We start from the raw sequence: 19833 nt of genomic DNA on the forward strand, positions 1-19833 counted from the left end.
GCGCTGCCAGAAATCTGTACGTTTGTACCAACACTGGCACATTTAATGATTGTCATGGACGCCGCCTATCCTGCGGATGACTTGCCAAGGAAGCGCTGACCCATGTCCCAGAGCACTGCAACGCCCGAAACACCCCGGCCGAACTGGAAGGTCGACCACCTTCCAGCCTCGCCGCTGGGCTTCGTACTATTGTTTCTGCAACGCTTCAAAGGGTGGTACCTGGCCATTCTTCTGCTACAGATTGGCGCAGCGGTGTGCACGATCCTGGTCCCTTGGGGGCTGGGCAAGCTCACCGGCATGATCAGCCACCTGGACGACCTGCACCAGGCGTTCAGCGCGCTGAGCACGCCTTTAACCCTGTTAGGCCTGTTGCTGGTGGCTGAGTTGTTGATGCTGCGCATCGGCAACGGCTGCCATATCCATGTGGTGCCCTTGCAGCGCCGCGCCGTGACCCAGACGCTGTTCGCCTACCTGCAACAGCATTCCCATCGCTTCGTTAGCAGCGAATTCGCCGGCGCCCTGGCTCACCGGGTGTCGGAGGTGTCGATGGGGGTCAACATGACCATCGCCATCGTGCTGTTCGACCTGATGCCAGTACTGGTCACCCTCAGCGTTTCGGTGCTGCTGCTGTACCTGGCCGCGCCGGTGCTGGGCCAGTTCATGCTGGTGTGGGCCCTGTTGTTCATCGCGGTCAGCTACTGGCTGGCGCGCCGCAGCCAGCCGCTGGCCCAGCAGTTTTCCGCTGCCCGCAGCCTGAGCAACGGCAAGGTGGTGGACGCGGTCAGCAACCTCACCAATATTCGCCTGTTTGCCCGCCATGCCTATGAGTACGACTACCTCAACCGCTACCTGAACGGCGAGATGAAGGCGGCGTACCGGGCATTCATCTACATGGAGAAAATCCGCTGGCTGCTCTCGGCCCTGGGCGTGGCGCTGAAACTGGGCATGGTGCTGCTATCACTGTACCTGTGGCGCGAGCAGCGCCTGGACCTGGCCGGGTTCGTGATGGCCACCAGCCTGTCGCTGTTGATCGTCAACGACGTGGGCAACCTGGCCCGGCGCCTGCTTGATTTTTTCGAGGCCGCCGGCAACATTTCCAATGGCGTGCGCACGCTTATTCGCCCCCACGAGGTGACCGACCATGCCCAGGCCGCGCGCCTGGACGTCAAGCGCGGGCACATCGAGTTCCGTGACGTGACGTTCGGCTACCGCCCGGGCCAGGCCATCTTCAACGGCTTCAGCGTGACCATTCCCGCTGGCCAGCGGGTGGGCCTTGTGGGTTCGTCGGGGTCGGGCAAGTCGACCTTGCTCAGCCTGCTGCTGCGCCTGTACGACGTGCAGGGCGGGGCGGTACTGATCGATGGCCAGGACGTGCGCCAGGTCACCCAGCACTCCCTGCACGGGCAGATCGGCCTGATCCCCCAGGAGCCTGGCCTGTTCCACCGCACCATTCGCGAAAACATTCACTACGGGCGCCTGGACGCCAGTGAACAGGAACTGGACGTGGCCATCCACCGCGCCGGCGCGGAACAGTTCATCGGCCAGATGGAGCACGGCTATGAATCGCTGGTGGGCGAGCGCGGGGTCAAGCTGTCGGGCGGTCAACGCCAGCGCATTGCCATTGCCCGGGTGATTCTCAAGGACGCGCCGATCCTGGTGATGGACGAGGCTACTTCCAGCCTGGACTCTATTACCGAGCGCTTTATCCAGGACAAGCTGGACGAAATCATGGACAACAAGACAGTGTTGGTGGTGGCGCACCGCTTGTCTACCGTCGCCCACCTGGACCGCATCCTGGTGATGGACCATGGCCGGCTGGTGGAGGATGGCAGCCACGATGAACTGCTGCGCAAGCACGGGCACTACTACCGTTTGTGGAGTCGTCAGGCCCAGGGCGTGGAGGAACCGGCCTGACAGATATATATCCTTCAGGAATATCAAAAGCACAATCAATTCCTTTTGATTTTAAACGGGCTGCGGCACAGTAAACCCATCGCGGCACTGGGCCGCAGCTTTCCACCACAAGGGAATCGTGCCATGACCATTAAAGCCATCAACGTACGCAACCAGTTCAAGGGCGTGATCAAGGAAATCATCGAAGGCCCGGTGGTCTCGGAAATCGACGTGCAGACCGCCTCGGGCATCGTCACCTCGGTGATCACCACGCGCTCTATCCACGAACTGGAGCTCAAAGTGGGCAGCGAAGTGATCGCTTTCGTGAAATCCACCGAAGTGTCCATCGCCAAGCTCTGAAGCAGGCCTTGCAGCTTATCCATTGACCGCGCGGCGCCACGGGCAGAAGATCGTGGTGCAGCTCGGCACAAGGAGGCAGGCCAATGAACAAATTCGCTCACTACACGCGCAACCTGAAGGGGCGCGATTTTGCCGTGGGCGATATTCATGGGCATTTTGGCCGGCTGCAGGCCAGCCTTGACCACATTGGCTTCGACCCGGCCGCCGACCGGCTGTTCAGCGTCGGTGACCTGGTGGACCGCGGCCCGCAAAGCGAAGAGTGCCTGGAGTGGCTGGATCGCCCCTGGTTCTTTGCCGTGCAGGGCAACCACGAGGCCCTGGCCATTCAGCATCAAGCCAACATCAGCGTCGACGAGCGCATGTACCGTGCCAGCGGCGGCGCCTGGTTCCTGGATGCCAGCCCGGAAAAACAACAGTTGTATGCCAGCCGTTTCACTCAGCTGCCGGTGGCCCTGGAAGTGGAAACCAGCCGCGGCCTGATCGGGTTGGTGCACGCTGACTGTCCTTTTCCCACCTGGCGCCAGTTGCGTGACTTCGTTCAACACCGCTGGCCCGACGACACCTACACCGATGAAGGCTGCCAGTGGTCACGCTCGCGTATCAAGCGCGGCGACGGCAGCGGCATCCGTGACGTGCGCGCAGTGATTGTCGGCCACACGCCGCTGCGCCGGCCACGGCGGTTGGGTAACGTCTGGCACATTGACACAGCCGGCTGGAGCGAGGGGTATTTCACATTGATGGAGCTGGGCGACCTGCAAGCCCTGAGTGCACCGCAGGCTGACGCTTACACCGGCGCCTCCACGCGCACCTGACGCCGTGGCTGAGTCGGGTGCAAGCGGTTGCGGCCCAGGCTCTTGGCAGTATAGAGGGCCTGGTCGGCGGCCTGGATAAGGTCCTGGGGATGCGGGTCGCCGTTACCCGGGGTCCACACGTGCAGGCCGGCGCTGACCGTCACCACGCCGCCGTCATTGCCGGCATGGGCAATCAGCAGCCCGCGCACGGCGTCGAGGATTCGCTCCGCCACCTGCCAGGTGCCCGGCCAATCGCTTTCAGGCAGCACCACCAGCAACTCCTCGCCACCATAGCGCACCACCAGATCACTGCTGCGGCCCACGCAGTCCAGCACGGTGCGGCCAACGGCCGTCAGGCACTGGTCGCCGGCGGGGTGGCCATACAGGTCGTTGAAGCGCTTGAAGTGATCGACATCGAGCATGATCAGTCCCAGCGGTTTGCCACTGCGTCGGGCGCGGCCGATCTCGTGGGGCAGGGCGGCGTCCAGCTGGCGACGGTTCGCCAGGCCGGTCAGCGCGTCCTGCATGGCCAGGATCTCCAGCGCCGCGTGGGCATTGCGCAGCTTGGCCTCGGTGCGCTGGCCATGGCGGATCTGGCGGATCAACAGCACGCCGAACACCGATAGTGCCGCGCCTACCACCAGGATGAACGCCGCCGAACGCAACAGGTTGGCATGCCAGGTGGCGTAGATGGCATCACGGGACTGGGCTGCTTCCACCACCAGCGGGTATTTGTCCAATGCCTGGTAGCTGAACAGCCGCGCCACGCCATCGATGATCGAGGGCATCATGCTGCTGCCGCTGGGCTGGTTGGGCAGCATGTCACTGAACACTTGGCCGCGGGCCAGGCTGGTGCCAATGATGTGTTCCTCGAAAGGCCGCCGCGCAAGCACGGTGCCGTTGGCCAGGGCCAACACAATCACGCCCTGGCGGTCCAGGTCGAAGGACTGGTAGAAGCGGTTGAAGAACTCCAGGTCCAGAGTGGCCAGCGCCACGCCGGCGAACGCGCCGTCGGGCCCGTCGATGCGCCGGGATACCGGTATGACTAACTGATTGTTGGTGCGGCTGCGGATCACCGGGCCGATGTGCACGGCATCGCCGCGGTTGAAGCGGTGGTATTGAAAGTATTCGCGGTCGGCGTTGTTGGCGCCCGCCGGGTCTACGTCGTTGGAGGTCACCAGCCAGCGGCCGTCCTTGTCGTAGATGAACAGGCCATGCAGCTGCGGCAGGTCGTGGGTGCGGGCCTGCATCAGACGGCGCAGACGCTTCAGTTGGGCAGGGCTGGTGCCATCGGCCTGTACCCGTTCTGAGAGGTCGGCCAGCACCACGTCAGCCTCCTGCACGGTGCTTTGCGCCTGCTGGGCCAGGGAGCGGGCCAGGTTCGCGGTGTCGGTGCGCGCCACGTGCAAGGCCTGGGTGCGCGCGGTCCAGCTTTGCCAGGTGTCCAGGCCCAGCAACGACAACAGCACCAGCGCCATGAAGCCGATGGCCAGGCGCTGGGCCGAGGGGCGAGCCTTGAGGATGATTCGCTGCTGCAGGTTGTCCAGCATCGGCGGCCATGTGGAAGAATGGGCGGTTCCCCCAGTGTAGCCGTTATTAATGCCGGAGCTGCCGCCAGGCTGCGAAGGTGCGCGCGGCGTGCCCGCGGTCGGCATGACATCGCCGAAGGTCCTGCGGACCTTTTCGCAGCCTGGCGCCAGTCCTGGGGGGCAGGTCAGGTGTACAGGTGAAACCCGCGACCTGCCTTGCGGCCCAGGTAACCGGCGGCAACCATTTCGCGCAGCAGGGGCGCGGCGCGGTATTTGCTGTCGCCAAAGCCTTCCAGGAAGGCGTCCATGATTGCCAGTAGGGTGTCCAGGCCGATCAGGTCGGCCAGGGCCAGCGGGCCGATGGGCTGGTTGCAGCCAAGGCGCATGCCGGTGTCGATGTCTTCGGCGCTGGCCAGGCCCTCCTGCAACACCAGGATGGCTTCGTTGATCATCGGCACCAGAATGCGGTTGACCACGAAACCTGGGCGGTTGCCGGCGCTGATGGCGGTCTTGCCCAGGGCGCCGCTCAGTTGCAGGGCCAGGGCGTGGGTGGCGTCGCTGGTTTGCAGGCCACGGATCACTTCCACCAAGGCCATCATCGGCACTGGGTTGAAGAAGTGCAGGCCAATGAAACGCGCCGGGTTGTTCACGCTGGCGGCCAATTGCGTGACAGACAGCGACGAGGTATTGGTGGCAATCACGCACTGGTCGCTGACCTGCTCGGCAATCTGCTTGAGGATCTTCACCTTCAGGCCAAGGTTTTCGGTGGCGGCCTCGATCACCAGTTGGGCGTCGGCCAGGCGCGCGTAATCGGTGCTGGTGGCGATGCGGGTCAAGGCCTGGTCGGCCTGGGCCTGGGTCAGGGTTTCCTTGCTCACCTGGCGTTGCAGGTTCTTGCCCAGGGTGGCCAGGCCGCGCTCAAGGGCAGCGTCGCTGATGTCCACCAGGGTCACGGTGTAGCCGGACAGCGCGCACACCTGGGCAATGCCGTTGCCCATGGTGCCGGCGCCGATGACGGCGATACGTTGCAGTGTCATGTGGTTATCCTTGTTTAGACGCGTTCGAACAGCACGGCAATGCCTTGGCCGCCGCCGATGCACATGGTGGCCAGGCCGTAGCGGCCCTGGATGCGGTGCAGTTCGTGGATGGCCTTGGTGGCAATGATCGCGCCGGTGGCGCCTACCGGGTGGCCCAGGGAAATACCGGAGCCGTTGGGGTTGACCTTGGCCGGGTCGAAATCCAGCTGTTGGGCCACGGCGCAGGCCTGGGCGGCAAAGGCTTCGTTGGACTCGATTACGTCCAGGTCCTGCACGCGCAGGCCGGCCTTGGTCAGCACCTGGCGGGTGGCGGGGATGGGCCCCAGGCCCATCAGGGCCGGATCCACGCCGGCATGGCCGTAGCCCACCAGGCGTGCCAGTGGCGTGAGGTTGTGCGCACGCACGGTCTCGGCGGTGGCCAGCACCAGCGCGGCGGCGCCATCGTTGAGGCTGGAAGCGTTGCCGGCAGTAACACTGCCGTCCTTCTTGAACGCCGGCTTCATCTTCGCCAATTGTTCGGCGTCCACCGCGCGCACGTTCTCGTCTTCGGCAAAGCTGACGGTGCCTTTGCGCGTGGCGATCTCGATGGGCACGATCTGCGAGGCAAAGCGGCCCTCGGCGATAGCGCGGGCGGCACGCTGCTGGCTGACCAAGGCCAGTTCGTCCTGCATCTGCCGGGTAATGCCGAACTTCTCGGCAATGTTCTCGGCGGTGATGCCCATGTGAATGCCGGCGAACGGGTCATGCAGCACGCCCAGCATGTAGTCCAGGGCCTGTATGTCGCCCATGCGCGCGCCCCAGCGGGTTTGCTGGAGGAAATACGGGCCACGGCTCATGGATTCCACGCCACCGGCCAGCACCGCACCGGCGTCGCCCAACAACAGGCTCTGGGCCGCCGAAACAATGGCCTGAAGGCCCGAACCGCACAGGCGGTTGACGTTGAAAGCCGGGGTTTGCTGCGAAATGCCGGCGTTCACCGCCGCCACGCGCGACACGTAGGCGTCGCGCGCCTCGGTGGGGATCACCGTGCCAAACACCACGTGGCCGATGTGCTCGGGCGCCAGCTGCGAGCGCTGCAACGCCGCCACGGCCAGGTCGGTGGCCAACTGGGTGGGGGGGACATCCTTGAGGGAACCACCAAAACTGCCGATGGCCGAGCGCACGGCGCTGACGACGAAAATTTCCGGGGTGTGCATGGGAGACTCCTGCCTGGGCGTGTAATGTGTGCAAGTCTAGGCGCCCAGGCAGTGCTGGCCTATGCCGAAACTGCCCACCAGGGCTGTGATTTTTTGCCACTTTGGCCATGGGGAGTGTGCTTGCGTTGCTTCGCGAAACCGATTCAGTCGCTGCTTATTTTCTCGATTCCATGCTGCATGCCCTGCGCGATCAGCCCGAGCGTCGTGCCCAAGTCCTGGCCGAGGCAGGCATTGACGCCTGGCTGCCGGGCGACTGCCATGCGCGGGTGCCGGCCAGTGCCTTTGCGGCGTTGTGGCTGATTCAGATCCGCACCCTGCAAGACGAGTTTTTTCACCTGGACAGCCATGGCATGCCGCCTGGCAGCTTCGCCCTGATTTGCCGCGGGCTGATCCAGGAGCCCACCCTGGGCAAGGCCATGCGCCAGTGCCTGGGCAATTTCGCCCTGTTCCTGCGCGATATCCGCGCGCAACTGACCGTGCGCGGCGCACGGGCGGTGATTAGCCTGGACTACAGCGGTGATACCGAACGTCGAGGTTACGCCGAGGAAACCTTCGCGGTGCTGATGGTGAGCCTGTTGTGCTGGCTGGGCGGGCGGCGCATCAGTCTGGACCGAGTGGACTTTCATCACCAGCGCCCGGCCCTGGAAGACGATGCGCTGCTGTGGGGGCCGAACCTGAACGTTGCCGCCGAACGCACCGAAATCGAGTTCGCCGCGCCGGTGTTGTCCATGCCCGTGGTGCAGGACCTGGCCGCGCTCAAGCAATTCCTGCGCACCGCGCCCCAGTGGCTGATGATCCGCTACCGCAACCCCAACGGCCTGGTGGCCCGGGTGCATCGCTGCCTGCGTGACAGCCAATACGGGCAGTGGCCGACGCTGGTGGCCATGGCCGGGGAATGCGGGCTGTCGCCCACACGGTTTCGCCGACAGCTGGAACGTGAAGGCAGTTCCTACCAGCAGCTCAAGGATGAAGTGCGTCGCGGTGTGGCCTGTGAACGCCTGCGCGACACGGCCTTGAGCATCGCTGATATCGCCGGGCAGATCGGCTTCCAGGAACCCAGCGCCTTCCACCGCGCGTTTCGCAAGTGGACCGGCGAAAGCCCGGGCGCCTACCGCGCCCGGCACCTGTAGGCAGGTCTCAGGCCTGGGGCACCATGGCAAAGCCGACGCCAAAGCGGTTCCAGGCGTTGATGGTGGCAATGGCCAGGGTCAGGTTCACCACTTCCACGTCGCTGAAGTGCTCCAGCAGCGCCTGGTACTGGTCTTGGGGCGCGTGGTGAATGGACAGCAGGGTCAGGCTTTCCACCCAGGCCAGTGCGGCGCGTTCGCGGGGTGTGAAGAACGTGGTTTCCTGCCACACAGTCAGGGTTTGCAGGCGCGCTTCGGTTTCACCGGCCTTGCGTGCGTCGTTGGCGTGCATGTTCACACAATAAGCGCAGCCGTTGAGTTGCGAGGCGCGCAGGCGTACCAGCTCCAGCAGCGAGCTTTCCAGCCCCGATTTGCCCAGGGCCATTTCCAGGCCCACCAGGGCTTTGTAGGCGTCGGGTGCTTGTTTGGCCCATTCGATACGATTGCTCATTGCGGTAGCTCCGGTGTAGTCAGGGGTGTAGTAAGGTGTGGGAATACCTTAACGCCGGAGGTGCTGGCCGCTGATAGCCAATACAGCGGTTTAGCAGGGGGCCAATTGCAGGAGAATGTCGCGTACCCGGTCCAGGGCCACGTCAATGTCCAGCAAGTCGATGGCACCGAAGCCCAGCAGCAGGCCCTGTTGCGCCGGTTGGTGGGCAAAGAACGGCGTGATCGGGTACAGCCCGATGTCAGCCTGGCGCGCTACGGTCACCAGCAAGGCCACGTCGATGTCGCGCTGGCACAGGGCGGTCAGGTGATAGCCGGCGGTGGCGGGCACCGCCTTCAACCACGGCGCCAGGTCGCCTTCCAGGCGTTGCAGAATGCGCTGCCGGCGGGTGCTGTACACGTCGAAACAGCGGCGCACGTGCTTGAGCAGTTCCCCTTCGCTGATGAACTTGGCCAGGGCCCATTGGCTGAGCGTGGGCGTGTGCCAGTCGCTCAATTGCTTGGCCACCCTGACGGCCTGTACCAGGGCCGCCGGCAGCACCGCGTAACCCAGGCGCAACTCGGGCAGCAGGGTTTTGGAAAAGCTGCCGATGTAAACCACCAGGCCATAGGGGTCGAGGCTTTGCAGCGAATCGGTGGGCGGGCCCTGGTAGCGAAACTCGCTGTCGTAGTCGTCTTCCAGGATGATCGCGCCCAGCTCTGCGGCGCGGGCCAGCAGGGCCTGGCGGCGAGCCAGGCTCATGGGCATGCCCAGCGGGAACTGGTGGGACGGGGTGACATAGATCAGCCGCGTGCCGTCGGGGATCACGTCCACGCGCAGGCCTTGGTCATCCACGGGTACGTCGACGACATTGGCGCGCTGGGCGCTGAACAGCAAGCGGGCAGGGGGGTAGCCCGGGTCTTCCATGACCACCGTGCAGCCAGGTTCAATCAGTACCCGGGCCACCAGGTCCAGGGCCTGCTGTGCACCGTTGGTGATCAGCACCGAGTCGCCGCTGGCCCGCACGCCACGGGCAAAGCCGATGTGACGAGCCACGGCTTCGCGCAGTTCAGGCAAGCCCTGAGGGTCGCCATGCAGCCCGCGCGCGCGGGTGAACTGGCGCAGGGCGTACAGGGTACAACGGCGCCAGGCATCGAAGGGGAATTGGCTTTTCAATGATGCGCCGCCAATGAACTCATAGCGGGCACGGCCCTGGGCGCTGGCGTGGCTCAGGGGCATGGGCATGTCGCGCCACAGGGCAACCACGGCGGCGCTGGCCAGCGGCGAAGCCGGTTGTATGGGGGGGGTGCAGACAGGGCGGGCGTTGACGAACGTGCCGCGGCCCACCTGGCCGCTGAGCAGGTTGTCGTAGGTCAGGCGCGAATAGGCATCGGCCACAGTCTTGCGCGACACCCCCAACTGCATGGCCAGCAGCCGGGTGGGAGGCAGTTGCGTACCCATGGCCAGGCGGCCGTTTTCGATGGCATCGAACAGCTGGCGATACAGCTGTTCGCCCAAGTCCTTGCGGCCCTGGAAGGTGATGTGCAGTTCCATGAATCAGCGCAAGCCTGCGGCGGATGAGCCTGGCAGATTAGCATGCCACCTTCCCCACACGCCCGTAGCACCTGCCACCAGCCGGAACTGCCACCAGCCCGTCGCTGCCGCCAGCCCGGAGCTGCCGCAAGGCTGCGAAGGCCCGCACAGCGGGCCCGCGATCACCCTGACACCGCCATCGCAGCCTGGCGGCCGCTCTAGGGGAGCGCGCGGGGGCACCATCAATCCCAAACGGGAGCGATGCTGGCCGGGCTGGTGAGGCGCTCGCCGCGGTCCAGGGCGGCGATGTCGGCCATGTCGGCGTCGCTCAGGCGCAAGCTCGTGGCTTTGAGGTTGCTGGCCAGGTTGGCCCGGCGAGTGGAGGACGGAATCACCGCATAGCCCAACTGCATGGCCCACGCCAGGGTTACCTGCGCCGTGGTGGCTTGGTGGCGCTCGGCGATGCGGGCAATCACCGGGTCGTTGATGACTTTGCCATAGGCCAGGGTCATGTACGAGGTGACTTGAATGCCATGAGTGCTGGCGAACGCGGCCACTGCACGGTTCTGCAAGTAAGGGTGCAGTTCGACCTGGTTGGTGGCGATCTCGCCAGCGCCCACCACGTCGATGGCCTGCTGCATCAGGTCGCGGGTGAAGTTCGATACGCCGATCTGCCGCGTCAGGCCCAGGGCCTTGGCTTCAGCCAGGGCGCCCATGAATTCGCTGACGGCCACCGCGCCCTTGGGCGAAGGCCAGTGAATCAGCGTCAGGTCGACGTGGTCGGTACGCAGTTTGACCAGGCTGTCGCGCAGGCTGGGGATCAGCTTGTCGGCGGCAAAATGGTCCACCCAGATCTTGGTGGTGATGAACAGTTCACTGCGTGGCACGCCACTCTCGGCGATGGCCTGGCCGATCTCCGCTTCGTTGCCATAGATCTGCGCCGTGTCGATGACGCGGTAGCCCAGCTCCAACGCAGTGCGCACGGCATCGATGACAACCTGGTCCTTGAGGCGAAACGTGCCAAGGCCGAAGGCGGGAATACTCATGCAAAGGCGCTCCTGTGTGTAATGGATAAACGAGGCGGCCAGTATCGACGCTGCCCGTGGGCGGAAACAGCGCACTTGATGCATTTGATATTTGCCTGGCAAGCACGAATAAAGCTGCGTTGCTGTGCACGACCACGCCGCTGTGCACCATTGCGAGACCTGACCGTACGGACAGTATTTGCCGTGGGATCTATGACCGGGAATAACCTGATGCCCATCAGCCACTTGGCGAATCACGGCGGTGTGGGCACAGTTATTGATGGCCCCTTGGCAAACAACACTCCAAGGAAGCGGCCATGCACCCCACCCAGTCCACCGTTGTCGAGCGCGACGGGCTCTACGAGCTGCACGCAGGCACCGACGTACTCGACAGCCCGCGCTATAACCCCGACATCGCCCCCACCCAGGTGCACGAGCGCACCTGGAACCAGTGGCACATCACCGCGTTGTGGGTGGGCATGGCGATCTGCGTGCCCACGTACACCCTGGGCGGGGTGCTGACCGCCTATTTCGGCCTGAGCGTGGGCGAGGCGCTGCTGGCGATCCTGCTGGCCAATGTCATCGTGCTGATTCCCTTGACGCTGAATGCCTTCGCCGGCACGAAGTACGGCATTCCGTTTCCGGTGCTGCTGCGCTCCTCGTTCGGGGTCATCGGCTCCAACGTGCCATGCCTGATCCGCGCCGTGGTGGCGTGCGGCTGGTTCGGCATTCAGACACTGTTCGGCGGCCTGGCCATTCACTTGTTCCTGGGCTCGGTGTTCGAGGGCTGGAAAGCGCTGGGCGGCACCGGCGAGGTGATTGGTTTCATGGTGTTCTGGGCGCTGAACCTGTGGGTGGTGATCCGCGGCGCCGAGTCCATCAAATGGCTGGAAACGCTGTCGGCGCCGTTGCTGGTGCTGGTAGGCGCCGGGCTGCTCGTGTGGGCGCTGCCGCATATCTCCTTGACTGAGCTGCTGGCACAACCGCCCAAACGCCCCGAGGGCGCCAGCGTCACCGGCTACTTCTGCGCCGGGCTGACGGCCATGGTCGGCTTCTGGGCCACCCTGTCGCTGAACATTCCCGACTTCAGCCGCTATGCCAAAAGCCAGCGGGCGCAAATTGTCGGTCAGGTGGTGGGGCTGCCGCTGACCATGTTCCTGTTTGCCTCGCTGGGCGTGGTGATGACAGCGGCCTCGGTGTCGCTGGTGGGCGAGATGGTGTCCGACCCGGTCAGCCTGATCGGCCACATCCAGAGCCCGGTGTGGGTGGCCGTGGCCATGGCGCTGATCATTGTCGCCACGCTGTCCACCAACACGGCGGCCAACATCGTCTCGCCCACCAACGATTTCCAGAACCTGGCGCCCAAGCTGATCGGGCGCACCCGCGCGGTGCTGCTGACCGGTGTGCTGGGCTTGCTGTTGATGGGCCATGAGTTGTTGAAAAAGCTTGGCCTGATCGTCTCCAACGTCAGCCTGGACACCGTGTATTCCAACTGGCTGCTGGGCTATTCAAGCCTGCTGGGGCCGATTGCCGGGATCATGGTGGTGGACTACTTCCTGATCCGCAAACAGACCCTGGACCTGGCTGGGCTGTACCGCGACGACGTGTACCCGGCCTGGCACTGGCGCGGTTTTGTGGCGTTCGGGGTACCGGTGGTACTGACCTTGATGTCGCTGGGCAGCCCGGCATTCAGCTGGTTCTATGAATATGGCTGGTTTACCGGTTCGGCGTTGGGCGGGGTGTTGTATTACGGCTTGTGCAGCCTCAGCCAGCCGGCTGCCCGGTCTATGCGCGCGGTGTGAGGTGGGTGGGAGCTGGCTTGCCAGCTCCCACAGGGTGGTGATTACGTCAGCGGCACCGGGCTCAAGGTGCCCAGCAGCGACACGGCGGCAATCGCCGCCACGCCGCATAACCACTCGACCAGCACGGTCTGGCGCAAGGTGTTCAACGCAATGCGCTCATTGGCCAGCGCCGCACGGTTGAAAATGGCCAGCGACAGCATGCACACCACCATCGACGCCTTCACGGCCAACACCAAGGCAAAACCGGAAGTCATGGGCGTGGGCCACAGCGACCCGGTCAGCACCCGTACGTTGACCAGGCCGGTGACGATGATGCCCGCCACCAGCACCAGGCCATAGCGACTGAAGCGCAACAGCGTGCCGCGCAGGTCATGGCCGGCGGGACGCGCCTGGATGAACATCAGCAGCAACAGCGCGCCCATCCAGCCGCCCACGCACAGCAAGTGGATCAACTGGTTGAACATCAACAGCAGGCCCGGCACGCCGTTGAGCATGGCCGCATGCCCCACCGGCGCCAGGGTGGCCAGTTGCACGGTGCTGATGCCCAGGATCAGCCGCGTGGGCAGGCGCATGGGAATGCGCAGGCACATCAGCAGAACCAGGCTGGCGAACAGATGCACAAACCACGCCTTGCCGAAAAAGGTCTGGGTCAGCACCTTCATCACCACGTCGCCGTTGAGCGCCGATTGCCAGTTGCCGCTCATGTCGGCGGCGGTCAGCATCAACCAGGCGATGGCGGTAATCAGGCCAAGGCCGGCCAGCAGGCACAGGAACGGGTCCAGCCACAGGCGCATGCGCGCCTGCTGGCGGGCGTCGCCCAGCAGCAGTGGGCGGAACACCAGGCTGCCAAACACCAGCAGCACTACGCAAAAATGGATGAAACGAACAACAACCAAAGCACTCATGAGGTTACTGGGCCACCTTGAAGTGGTAGGTGCCTTCGCTCTTGTGCGTGTCGACCGACACGGCATGCCAGTTCACGGTGTACTCGCCAGCCGTCAGCGGGGCGGCCGGGGTCACCACCAGGGTCTTCTTGTCGGCACCCTGGGTGGCGATGCTTTTGACCAGCACGGCCTGGCCGTCGCGGGTCAACTCAACCTTGGTAAAACTTTGTTCCACGCCTTCGGTGAACACCAGGCTCAGTTCAGCCGGGGCGCTGACAGTGGCGTCGGCCGCCGGCGTAGCGCTGGTGAGGTGGGCGTGGGCAAACACCAGCGGGGACACGGCGCAGCCCAGCAGGAGGGCCGCAGTACCGAGCAGTTTTTTCAGGGGCAGGGCAGTCATGGAAAGAACCTCTGGCAGAAAAAGTGGCGCAATTAAACACGATCTCAGGGTAGCAGGCGGGTGAAATGTTTTACTTAACGTCAAACTTGGGTCAACCTCGCCACTTGTCACCGGCCATTATTTCTTTCGGAACCCCGCGCTTTCCATGAACTTCCTGCACCGTGGCTGCACCCTGATCGTCGTCGGCCTGCTGTTGGCCGCCCCTGTGGCAATGGCCGATGAAGTGGTCATCACCTGGCCTGCCGGCTGGGATGTGCAAACCCTGCCCGACGCCGCCGACCCGGCCGTACACCGCCAGCGCGCGGCGAAAAACGACGCCAATGGCGACCCGCTGATGGTGGTGGAACTGACCCGCACAGCGCTGGCCCCCGATCATCAGGTCAACCTGGGGGGCGTGGTGCTAGAAATGCGCAAGGCCTTGCAGATCAACTTCAGTCACGGCGGCTACCAGAGCGTGTGCACCAAGGTGCACGATTCGAAGCTGGGCGATATCGCCGCGGTGGAAACCACCTGCCAGATCAGCCTCAATGGCGGCCACGTGATGACCCAGACGCTGGTGGCGGCGAGCACGGCGGGTGCGGCGTATTCACTGTCTTATGCCGGGTCGGCCCAGGGGTACAGCGACAATCAGGCTCAAGTGCAGGCGATTCGCGATGGTTTGAAACTGCAAACGCCCTGAGCCGTAACCCCGTGGGAGCTGGCAAGCCAGCTCCCACGGGGTTACGCGCGAGTGACGCTGTGCTGCAACGCCACCACCGTGGCCACGTTGACCAGCGCCAACACCCCCAGCACCGCCAAGGTCGCCGTGGCACCGAAGTGCGCCTGCAAGTACCCGCCCAGCAACGGCGTCAGGGCCTGGGCGATCAGCACCGGCCGGGCGATGCGCCCCAGCACTACGGCATAGGTGAGGGGGCCGAACAGGGCCAGGGGCAGGGTGCCGCGCACAATCGAGCGGATGCCGCTGCCCAGCCCGTACACCACGATCGCCACCACCGCCCATTGGGTGGCGAACAATAAGCCCGCCAGGCCGACCGCCACCAGCAGCACCGACGCCAGGGTGCTCCAGAGGGGGTGGGCGTTACGCCCCAGTATCACCTGCAACACCCGCACGCCCACCTGGCTGGGGCCGATCAGCGCCGCCACGCCCAGGGCCGCAGGCAGGCTGAAGCCCTGTGCTTGCAGCAGACTGATCAATTGCACGGAAATAGCGGTGAAAATCACCGCAGCCAGGGTGAAACTGGCGGTCAGCAGGAAAAATACCCGGCGATCGGGTTCAGCGCCTACCGAACCGGCCGCCTGGGCGGTAGCGGTTGTGGTTCGCGGCTGCGGCGCCAGCGTATGCAAATAAACGGGGAGCACCACCAGCAACAGCATGGCGCTGTACGCCAGGCATGCGCCGCGCCATCCCAGGTGCGCTACCAGCGCGGCCACCAGCGGCCAGGTAATGGAGGTGCAGAAGCCCGACACCAGGGTGACCTGGGTAATGGCGCCGCGTGCGTTGCTGCCGAAATATTGACCGAGCGTCGCAAACAGCGGGTCGTACAGCCCGGCGGCCATGCCGATGCCGATCACCATCCAGGCCAGCAGGAAGCACCCAAGGTTAGGCGCTACGGCCAGCAGGGCCAGGCCGGCTGCCAAAATCGGCGCGCTGGTCACCAGCACCCGCCTTCCGCCCAGACGCGCCACCAGGCGGCCCACGGCCGGGGCCAGCAGCCCGGAAATCAGGATGGCCAACGACAGCGCGCCGTACACCCATGCCTGGCTCCAGCCGGTGTCGGCTACCACCGGGGCGGCCAGCACCGCAATCAGGTAAAACGAGCCACCCCAGGCAATGATCTGGGCGATGCCCAGCAGGGTGGAGGCGGTCAATGTGGGACGTTGCGCAAGGTCGGTCACGGCGGCTCCGGGTGCCGGGTGGGGGAAGCCGGCAAGGGTATCCCACAGCGGCCCAGGCGCCCAGTGGTGATACCGCTGATCAGACGCTCAAGAGCTCGGCCCGGCCCTGTGGTCGGAAATAATTCAGTGGGCGAGTAAATTTTCGCAAAGCCGCTACGTTCAGCAGGTAGGCGCTTTGTTTCGCCGGCTTTTTCCGATTCAGTACAGCGAAGCGCGACCTTGAACACTGATAACCATCAGGCCGACTACACCGCCCGCCATCGGCGGCCGCTGCCCCTTGCCGCCCGCCCCAGCCTGGGGGCCATGAACGGCAGCATCGCCGTGCCCGCGAACGGCCATTGGCTGCGCCGCCTGCTGGCGTTCGCCGGGCCCGGCTACATGGTGGCCGTGGGTTACATGGACCCCGGCAACTGGGCCACCGACATCGCCGGCGGCTCGCAATTCGGCTACACGCTGCTGTCGGTGATCCTGCTGTCCAACCTGATGGCCGTGCTGTTGCAAGCGCTGGCCGCTCGCCTGGGCATCGCCACGGGCCTGGACTTGGCGCAGGCGTGCCGCGAGCAGTACCCACGGCCGGTGTGCATTGCCCTGTGGCTGGCCTGCGAGGCCGCGATCATTGCCTGCGACCTGGCAGAGGTGATAGGCACGGCCATTGCCCTGAAATTGCTGTTCGGCATCCCCATGCTGTGGGGGGCCATTCTGTGCGCGCTGGACGTATTCCTCATTCTGTTGCTGATGAACCGCGGCTTCCGCGCCCTGGAAGCCTTCGTCATCGCCTTGCTGACGCTGATTTTCGCCTGCTTTGCCGCGCAGCTGGTGCTCGCCCAGCCGCAGTGGCAGGCGGTGTTCGCAGGTTTCATCCCTCAGGCCAGCGTCGTGACCAACCCTGCCATGCTGTACATCGCCATCGGCATCATCGGCGCCACGGTGATGCCCCATAACCTGTACCTGCATTCATCCATCGTGCAGACCCGCGCCTACCCGCGCACCCCCGAGGGCCGACGCAGCGGGCTGCGCTGGGCGGTGGCCGACAGCACCATCGCGCTGACCCTGGCGCTGTTCGTCAACGCCGCCATCCTGATCACCGCGGCCGCGGTGTTTCACAGTCATGGCCACACCGATGTGGTCGAGATCGAGCAGGCCTACCATTTGCTCTCACCATTGCTGGGCGTGGGCATCGCCTCGGCGCTGCTGGGCGTGGCGTTGCTGGCGTCGGGCATCAACTCCACGGTCACGGCCACGTTGGCCGGGCAGATCGTGATGGAAGGCTTTTTGCAACTGCGCATCCCTGACTGGGCGCGGCGCCTGCTTACCCGGGGCATCGCCATAGTGCCGGTGGTGGTGGTCACCAGTCTCTATGGCGAGCAGGGCACGGCGCAGTTGCTGGTGTTCAGCCAAGTGGTACTGTCCATGCAGTTGCCGTTTGCGGTCATTCCGCTGGTGATGTTCGTGTCCAATCGCCAGCGCATGGGCGAGTTGGTCATCGGGCCGGTGACCAAAGTGGCCGCCTGGGTGGTGGCAGGGCTGATCGTGGCGCTGAACCTGAAGCTGCTGTGGGACACGCTAAGCCATGGCGCGCTGCAGTAAACCAACGGTCTTGCCGAGACGCCGCCACGCGCGGCGGTGAAGGAGATTACCGTTTTTTCAGGCCCTTGAGCCGGGCCGTGGCACGCTGCACGGCGGCCATTTTCTCCGGGCGCTTCATGCGCTTCCATTTGCGTATGTCGTCCTTGCTGCGCCCGCAGCTCACGCACAGGTCGCCGCTGAGCTGGCACAGTGCGGTGCAGGGGTTTTCAATTTCCTTGGCCATGTTCTATCTGCCCTGCTGGAGTTCGACGGTCAGGTGATGGATTTCGTGCACTGATGCCAACCGTTCGCGGATGATTTCAACCGAGGTGGTGGCCTGGCCTGTGACGCTGACAATGGCCGCACGTGCCTCAGGGCCGACGCGCCATACGTGCAGGTCGGTGATGATGGCGTCCTCCGGCGTCTCGATGAGCTGGCGGATTTCCTCGGCGACCTGGTCATCGGTATGGTCCAGCAGCACCGCTGCGGTGGCACCCATCAACGTCCAGGCCCAGCGGGCAATCACCACGGCGCCGACCAGGCCGATCACCGGGTCCAGCCATACCCACCCCAGGAAGCGACCGGCCAGCAGCGCGGCAATGGCCAGCACCGAGGTAAAGGCGTCGGCGATCACATGCACATAGGCAGACTTGAGGTTGTTGTCGTGCCCATGGTGGTCGTGGCCCTGTTCGTGTTCATGTTCATGGTGGCCGTGATCATGACCATGCCCCAGCAGCAGGGCACTGACGATGTTCACCAACAGGCCAACGATGGCGATCCAGGTGGCCGTGCCAAATTGCACATCACTGGGGTGCAGCAGGCGCTGGGCGGATTCTACCGCTACGCCCAGGGACACCAGCCCCAGAATCAGCGCTGAGGCGAAGCCGCCCAGGTCGCCAACCTTGCCGGTGCCGAAGCTGAAACGCCGGCTTTCGGCATGGCGTTTGGCGTAGGCGTACGCCGCTGCCGTGATGCCCAGCGCCACCGCGTGGGTGGCCATGTGAAAGCCATCGGCCAACAGCGCCATGGAGCGGGTGAAATAGCCGGCGCCAATCTCGCCCACCATCATCACGATCGTCAGCACCGTGACCCACAGGGTGCGCCGGGCGTTTTCGGCGTGGGCCGAACCCAGGAATACATGGCTGTGGTGGTTCGTCGTGGCTTTCATTTGGAGTACCGGCGGATGGCTTCGAGCAATTCTTCGACGCCCTGGTTGCGCTGGGCGTCGGTGAGCGCAGGGTTGGCCACGTGCTCACGGGCGTGGTCTTCGATGATCTCGTCCATCAAGCCATTGATGGCGCCGCGGGTGGCCGCCACCAGGTGCAGGGTCTTGGCGCAGTCATGATCGCCATCCAAAGCGCGCTCGATGGCCTGGATCTGCCCGGCAATACGTTTAACGCGCTTGAGCAGGTCGTCTTTGTTGGATGCTATGTGGCCCATGATTTTGCCTGTCTGCCGAGTGAAGCTGAGCAGTATAGGTATACCCCCTATAGCTATGCAATGGCCCGTTTTCATACTGTATTACATACCCTGTAATTACATATTATTTTATGTCGAAGTTTGGTCTTTATTTTGAAAAATCTGATCATTGATAATATAGGATTATCAAATGTCATTAAGCGCAGGCACGTAAACGCTCCCGTAAATGGGTATGAAACGCTGCAATCGGGGAGTTTTTGGGGGAAGAGCGCGATCAGGCGCGCTTGCGGCGAATATCGGCGGGGGCGGGCAGCAGCCCTTGCAGCAGTAGGCGAGTGGCGGTCTGCGTGGCGGCGGCGTAATCCACCGCTTCAAGCTGGTCGCGGCCCCGCAGCGCGGGTACCTGCCAGCCCAGGCTGATGCAGGACTGGGCAATGGCCCAGATCGACAGCAACAGGTGCTCCGGGTCCATGCTGGCCAGCAGGCCCCGGTCAACCCAATGGCGCAGGCAATCGACGCTGTCGCGCACCCGTGTCGACCAGCGCTCGGCGTAGGCCGGCGGCAAGCGTGTGGCGCCTTCCTTGAGTTCCACCATGAACACCTTGGAGGCAAACGGCTGGCGCTCGAACAGCCGCACCATGGCCAGCACCGTGCGCGTCAGCGCTTCTACCGGTTCATCACCGGCGCGCAAGCACAGGCAGGCGTCCATATAAGGGGCGGCGATGCTTTCCAGCACCTGGGCGTAGAGCTTGTCCTTGGATTTGAAGTAATACAGCACGTTGGGCTTGGGCAGGCCGGCCTTGGCGGCAATGCCGCTGACCGTGGCGGCCGCGTAGCCTTCGTGGGCGAACACTTGGCAGGCGGCGTGCAGAATCAGCTCGCGAACCGGCAGTTGCGGGGCAGGGGCAGCGTCGAGCTTTGGGTCGAACGGCATGATGTACATCGTCG

Annotated in this window: 20 protein-coding genes; 7 read left to right on the forward strand and 13 right to left on the reverse strand. The window is 64.3% G+C overall.

Features of this window, described 5'->3' with window-relative positions:
- Nucleotides 1-102: 102 nt before the first annotated feature.
- From PMM47T1_RS16650 to PMM47T1_RS16660, 3 genes are all read left to right on the forward strand, one after another.
- Nucleotides 103-1914 (forward strand): ABC transporter ATP-binding protein, encoded by a 1812-nt coding sequence (locus tag PMM47T1_RS16650; protein ID WP_008370938.1) that lies wholly within the window; start codon nt 103-105, stop codon nt 1912-1914.
- Between the two features lie 123 nt (nt 1915-2037).
- Entirely contained in the window at nt 2038-2253 is a 216-nt protein-coding gene (locus PMM47T1_RS16655; RefSeq protein WP_008370939.1) for a TOBE domain-containing protein, read from the forward strand.
- Between the two features lie 83 nt (nt 2254-2336).
- The gene (locus PMM47T1_RS16660) at nt 2337-3065 is read left to right on the forward strand and encodes a metallophosphoesterase (RefSeq protein ID WP_008370940.1); all 729 of its coding nucleotides are present in this window, start codon (nt 2337-2339) and stop codon (nt 3063-3065) included.
- On the opposite strand, the gene PMM47T1_RS16665 is transcribed toward PMM47T1_RS16660, so the two are convergent.
- The 3 genes from PMM47T1_RS16665 to PMM47T1_RS16675 form a co-directional block, all read right to left on the reverse strand.
- Nucleotides 3038-4594 (reverse strand): sensor domain-containing diguanylate cyclase, encoded by a 1557-nt coding sequence (locus PMM47T1_RS16665; protein WP_008370941.1) that lies wholly within the window; start codon nt 4592-4594, stop codon nt 3038-3040. The two genes, PMM47T1_RS16660 and PMM47T1_RS16665, sit on opposite strands and share 28 nt — an antisense overlap.
- A gap of 164 nt (nt 4595-4758) precedes the next feature.
- Nucleotides 4759-5610 (reverse strand): 3-hydroxybutyryl-CoA dehydrogenase, encoded by an 852-nt coding sequence (locus PMM47T1_RS16670; protein WP_008370942.1) that lies wholly within the window; start codon nt 5608-5610, stop codon nt 4759-4761.
- A 14-nt stretch (nt 5611-5624) separates the two neighbouring features.
- Complete coding sequence (locus PMM47T1_RS16675; protein WP_008370943.1) at nt 5625-6806, reverse strand: acetyl-CoA C-acyltransferase family protein; 1182 nt, start codon at nt 6804-6806, stop codon at nt 5625-5627.
- Nucleotides 6807-6913: 107 nt separating this feature from the next.
- Here PMM47T1_RS16675 and PMM47T1_RS16680 point away from each other — a divergent pair, with 107 nt between their 5' ends.
- The gene (locus tag PMM47T1_RS16680) at nt 6914-7936 is read left to right on the forward strand and encodes an AraC family transcriptional regulator (RefSeq protein WP_043301181.1); all 1023 of its coding nucleotides are present in this window, start codon (nt 6914-6916) and stop codon (nt 7934-7936) included.
- A 7-nt stretch (nt 7937-7943) separates the two neighbouring features.
- Here PMM47T1_RS16680 and PMM47T1_RS16685 read toward each other — a convergent pair whose 3' ends face one another.
- The 3 genes from PMM47T1_RS16685 to dkgB form a co-directional block, all read right to left on the reverse strand.
- Entirely contained in the window at nt 7944-8384 is a 441-nt protein-coding gene (locus tag PMM47T1_RS16685) for a carboxymuconolactone decarboxylase family protein (RefSeq protein WP_008370947.1), read from the reverse strand.
- Between the two features lie 90 nt (nt 8385-8474).
- The gene (gene pdxR / locus PMM47T1_RS16690; RefSeq protein WP_008370949.1) at nt 8475-9914 is read right to left on the reverse strand and encodes a MocR-like pyridoxine biosynthesis transcription factor PdxR; all 1440 of its coding nucleotides are present in this window, start codon (nt 9912-9914) and stop codon (nt 8475-8477) included.
- A gap of 221 nt (nt 9915-10135) precedes the next feature.
- Entirely contained in the window at nt 10136-10939 is an 804-nt protein-coding gene (gene dkgB / locus PMM47T1_RS16695; RefSeq protein ID WP_008370950.1) for a 2,5-didehydrogluconate reductase DkgB, read from the reverse strand.
- 296 nt (nt 10940-11235) lie between these two features.
- Here dkgB and PMM47T1_RS16700 point away from each other — a divergent pair, with 296 nt between their 5' ends.
- Entirely contained in the window at nt 11236-12720 is a 1485-nt protein-coding gene (locus PMM47T1_RS16700; RefSeq protein WP_008370952.1) for an NCS1 family nucleobase:cation symporter-1, read from the forward strand.
- A 41-nt stretch (nt 12721-12761) separates the two neighbouring features.
- On the opposite strand, the gene copD is transcribed toward PMM47T1_RS16700, so the two are convergent.
- Both copD and copC read right to left on the reverse strand, forming a co-directional pair.
- Nucleotides 12762-13625 (reverse strand): copper homeostasis membrane protein CopD, encoded by an 864-nt coding sequence (gene copD, locus PMM47T1_RS16705; protein ID WP_008370954.1) that lies wholly within the window; start codon nt 13623-13625, stop codon nt 12762-12764.
- Nucleotides 13626-13629: 4 nt separating this feature from the next.
- Nucleotides 13630-13995 (reverse strand): copper homeostasis periplasmic binding protein CopC, encoded by a 366-nt coding sequence (copC, locus tag PMM47T1_RS16710; RefSeq protein ID WP_425225529.1) that lies wholly within the window; start codon nt 13993-13995, stop codon nt 13630-13632.
- A gap of 154 nt (nt 13996-14149) precedes the next feature.
- Between copC and PMM47T1_RS16715 the strand changes: the two genes are divergently transcribed.
- Nucleotides 14150-14683: a DUF4946 domain-containing protein gene (locus PMM47T1_RS16715; RefSeq protein ID WP_008370958.1), complete on the forward strand. Its 534-nt coding sequence runs from the start codon at nt 14150-14152 to the stop codon at nt 14681-14683.
- A 41-nt stretch (nt 14684-14724) separates the two neighbouring features.
- Here PMM47T1_RS16715 and PMM47T1_RS16720 read toward each other — a convergent pair whose 3' ends face one another.
- Nucleotides 14725-15900 carry an MFS transporter gene (locus PMM47T1_RS16720; RefSeq protein ID WP_008370960.1) on the reverse strand — a complete coding sequence of 392 codons (1176 nt, stop codon included), beginning with the start codon at nt 15898-15900 and terminating at the stop codon, nt 14725-14727.
- Between the two features lie 219 nt (nt 15901-16119).
- Between PMM47T1_RS16720 and PMM47T1_RS16725 the strand changes: the two genes are divergently transcribed.
- Nucleotides 16120-17487 carry an Nramp family divalent metal transporter gene (locus tag PMM47T1_RS16725; RefSeq protein WP_008370962.1) on the forward strand — a complete coding sequence of 456 codons (1368 nt, stop codon included), beginning with the start codon at nt 16120-16122 and terminating at the stop codon, nt 17485-17487.
- 46 nt (nt 17488-17533) lie between these two features.
- Here the strand turns inward: PMM47T1_RS16725 and PMM47T1_RS16730 are convergent, their stop codons facing one another.
- The 4 genes from PMM47T1_RS16730 to PMM47T1_RS16745 form a co-directional block, all read right to left on the reverse strand.
- Nucleotides 17534-17710 (reverse strand): DUF1289 domain-containing protein, encoded by a 177-nt coding sequence (locus tag PMM47T1_RS16730; RefSeq protein ID WP_008370964.1) that lies wholly within the window; start codon nt 17708-17710, stop codon nt 17534-17536.
- A 3-nt stretch (nt 17711-17713) separates the two neighbouring features.
- Nucleotides 17714-18634 carry a CDF family Co(II)/Ni(II) efflux transporter DmeF gene (gene dmeF / locus PMM47T1_RS16735; RefSeq protein WP_008370966.1) on the reverse strand — a complete coding sequence of 307 codons (921 nt, stop codon included), beginning with the start codon at nt 18632-18634 and terminating at the stop codon, nt 17714-17716.
- Nucleotides 18631-18906, reverse strand: a complete 276-nt coding sequence (locus tag PMM47T1_RS16740) for a metal/formaldehyde-sensitive transcriptional repressor (protein ID WP_008370968.1) — start codon at nt 18904-18906, stop codon at nt 18631-18633. Before PMM47T1_RS16740 ends, dmeF begins: the two co-directional genes overlap by 4 nt.
- 253 nt (nt 18907-19159) lie before the next feature.
- Entirely contained in the window at nt 19160-19828 is a 669-nt protein-coding gene (locus tag PMM47T1_RS16745; protein ID WP_008370970.1) for a TetR/AcrR family transcriptional regulator, read from the reverse strand.
- Nucleotides 19829-19833 lie beyond the last annotated feature (5 nt).

Source organism: Pseudomonas sp. M47T1, assembly GCF_000263855.1.
Classification (GTDB): Bacteria; Pseudomonadota; Gammaproteobacteria; order Pseudomonadales; family Pseudomonadaceae; genus Aquipseudomonas.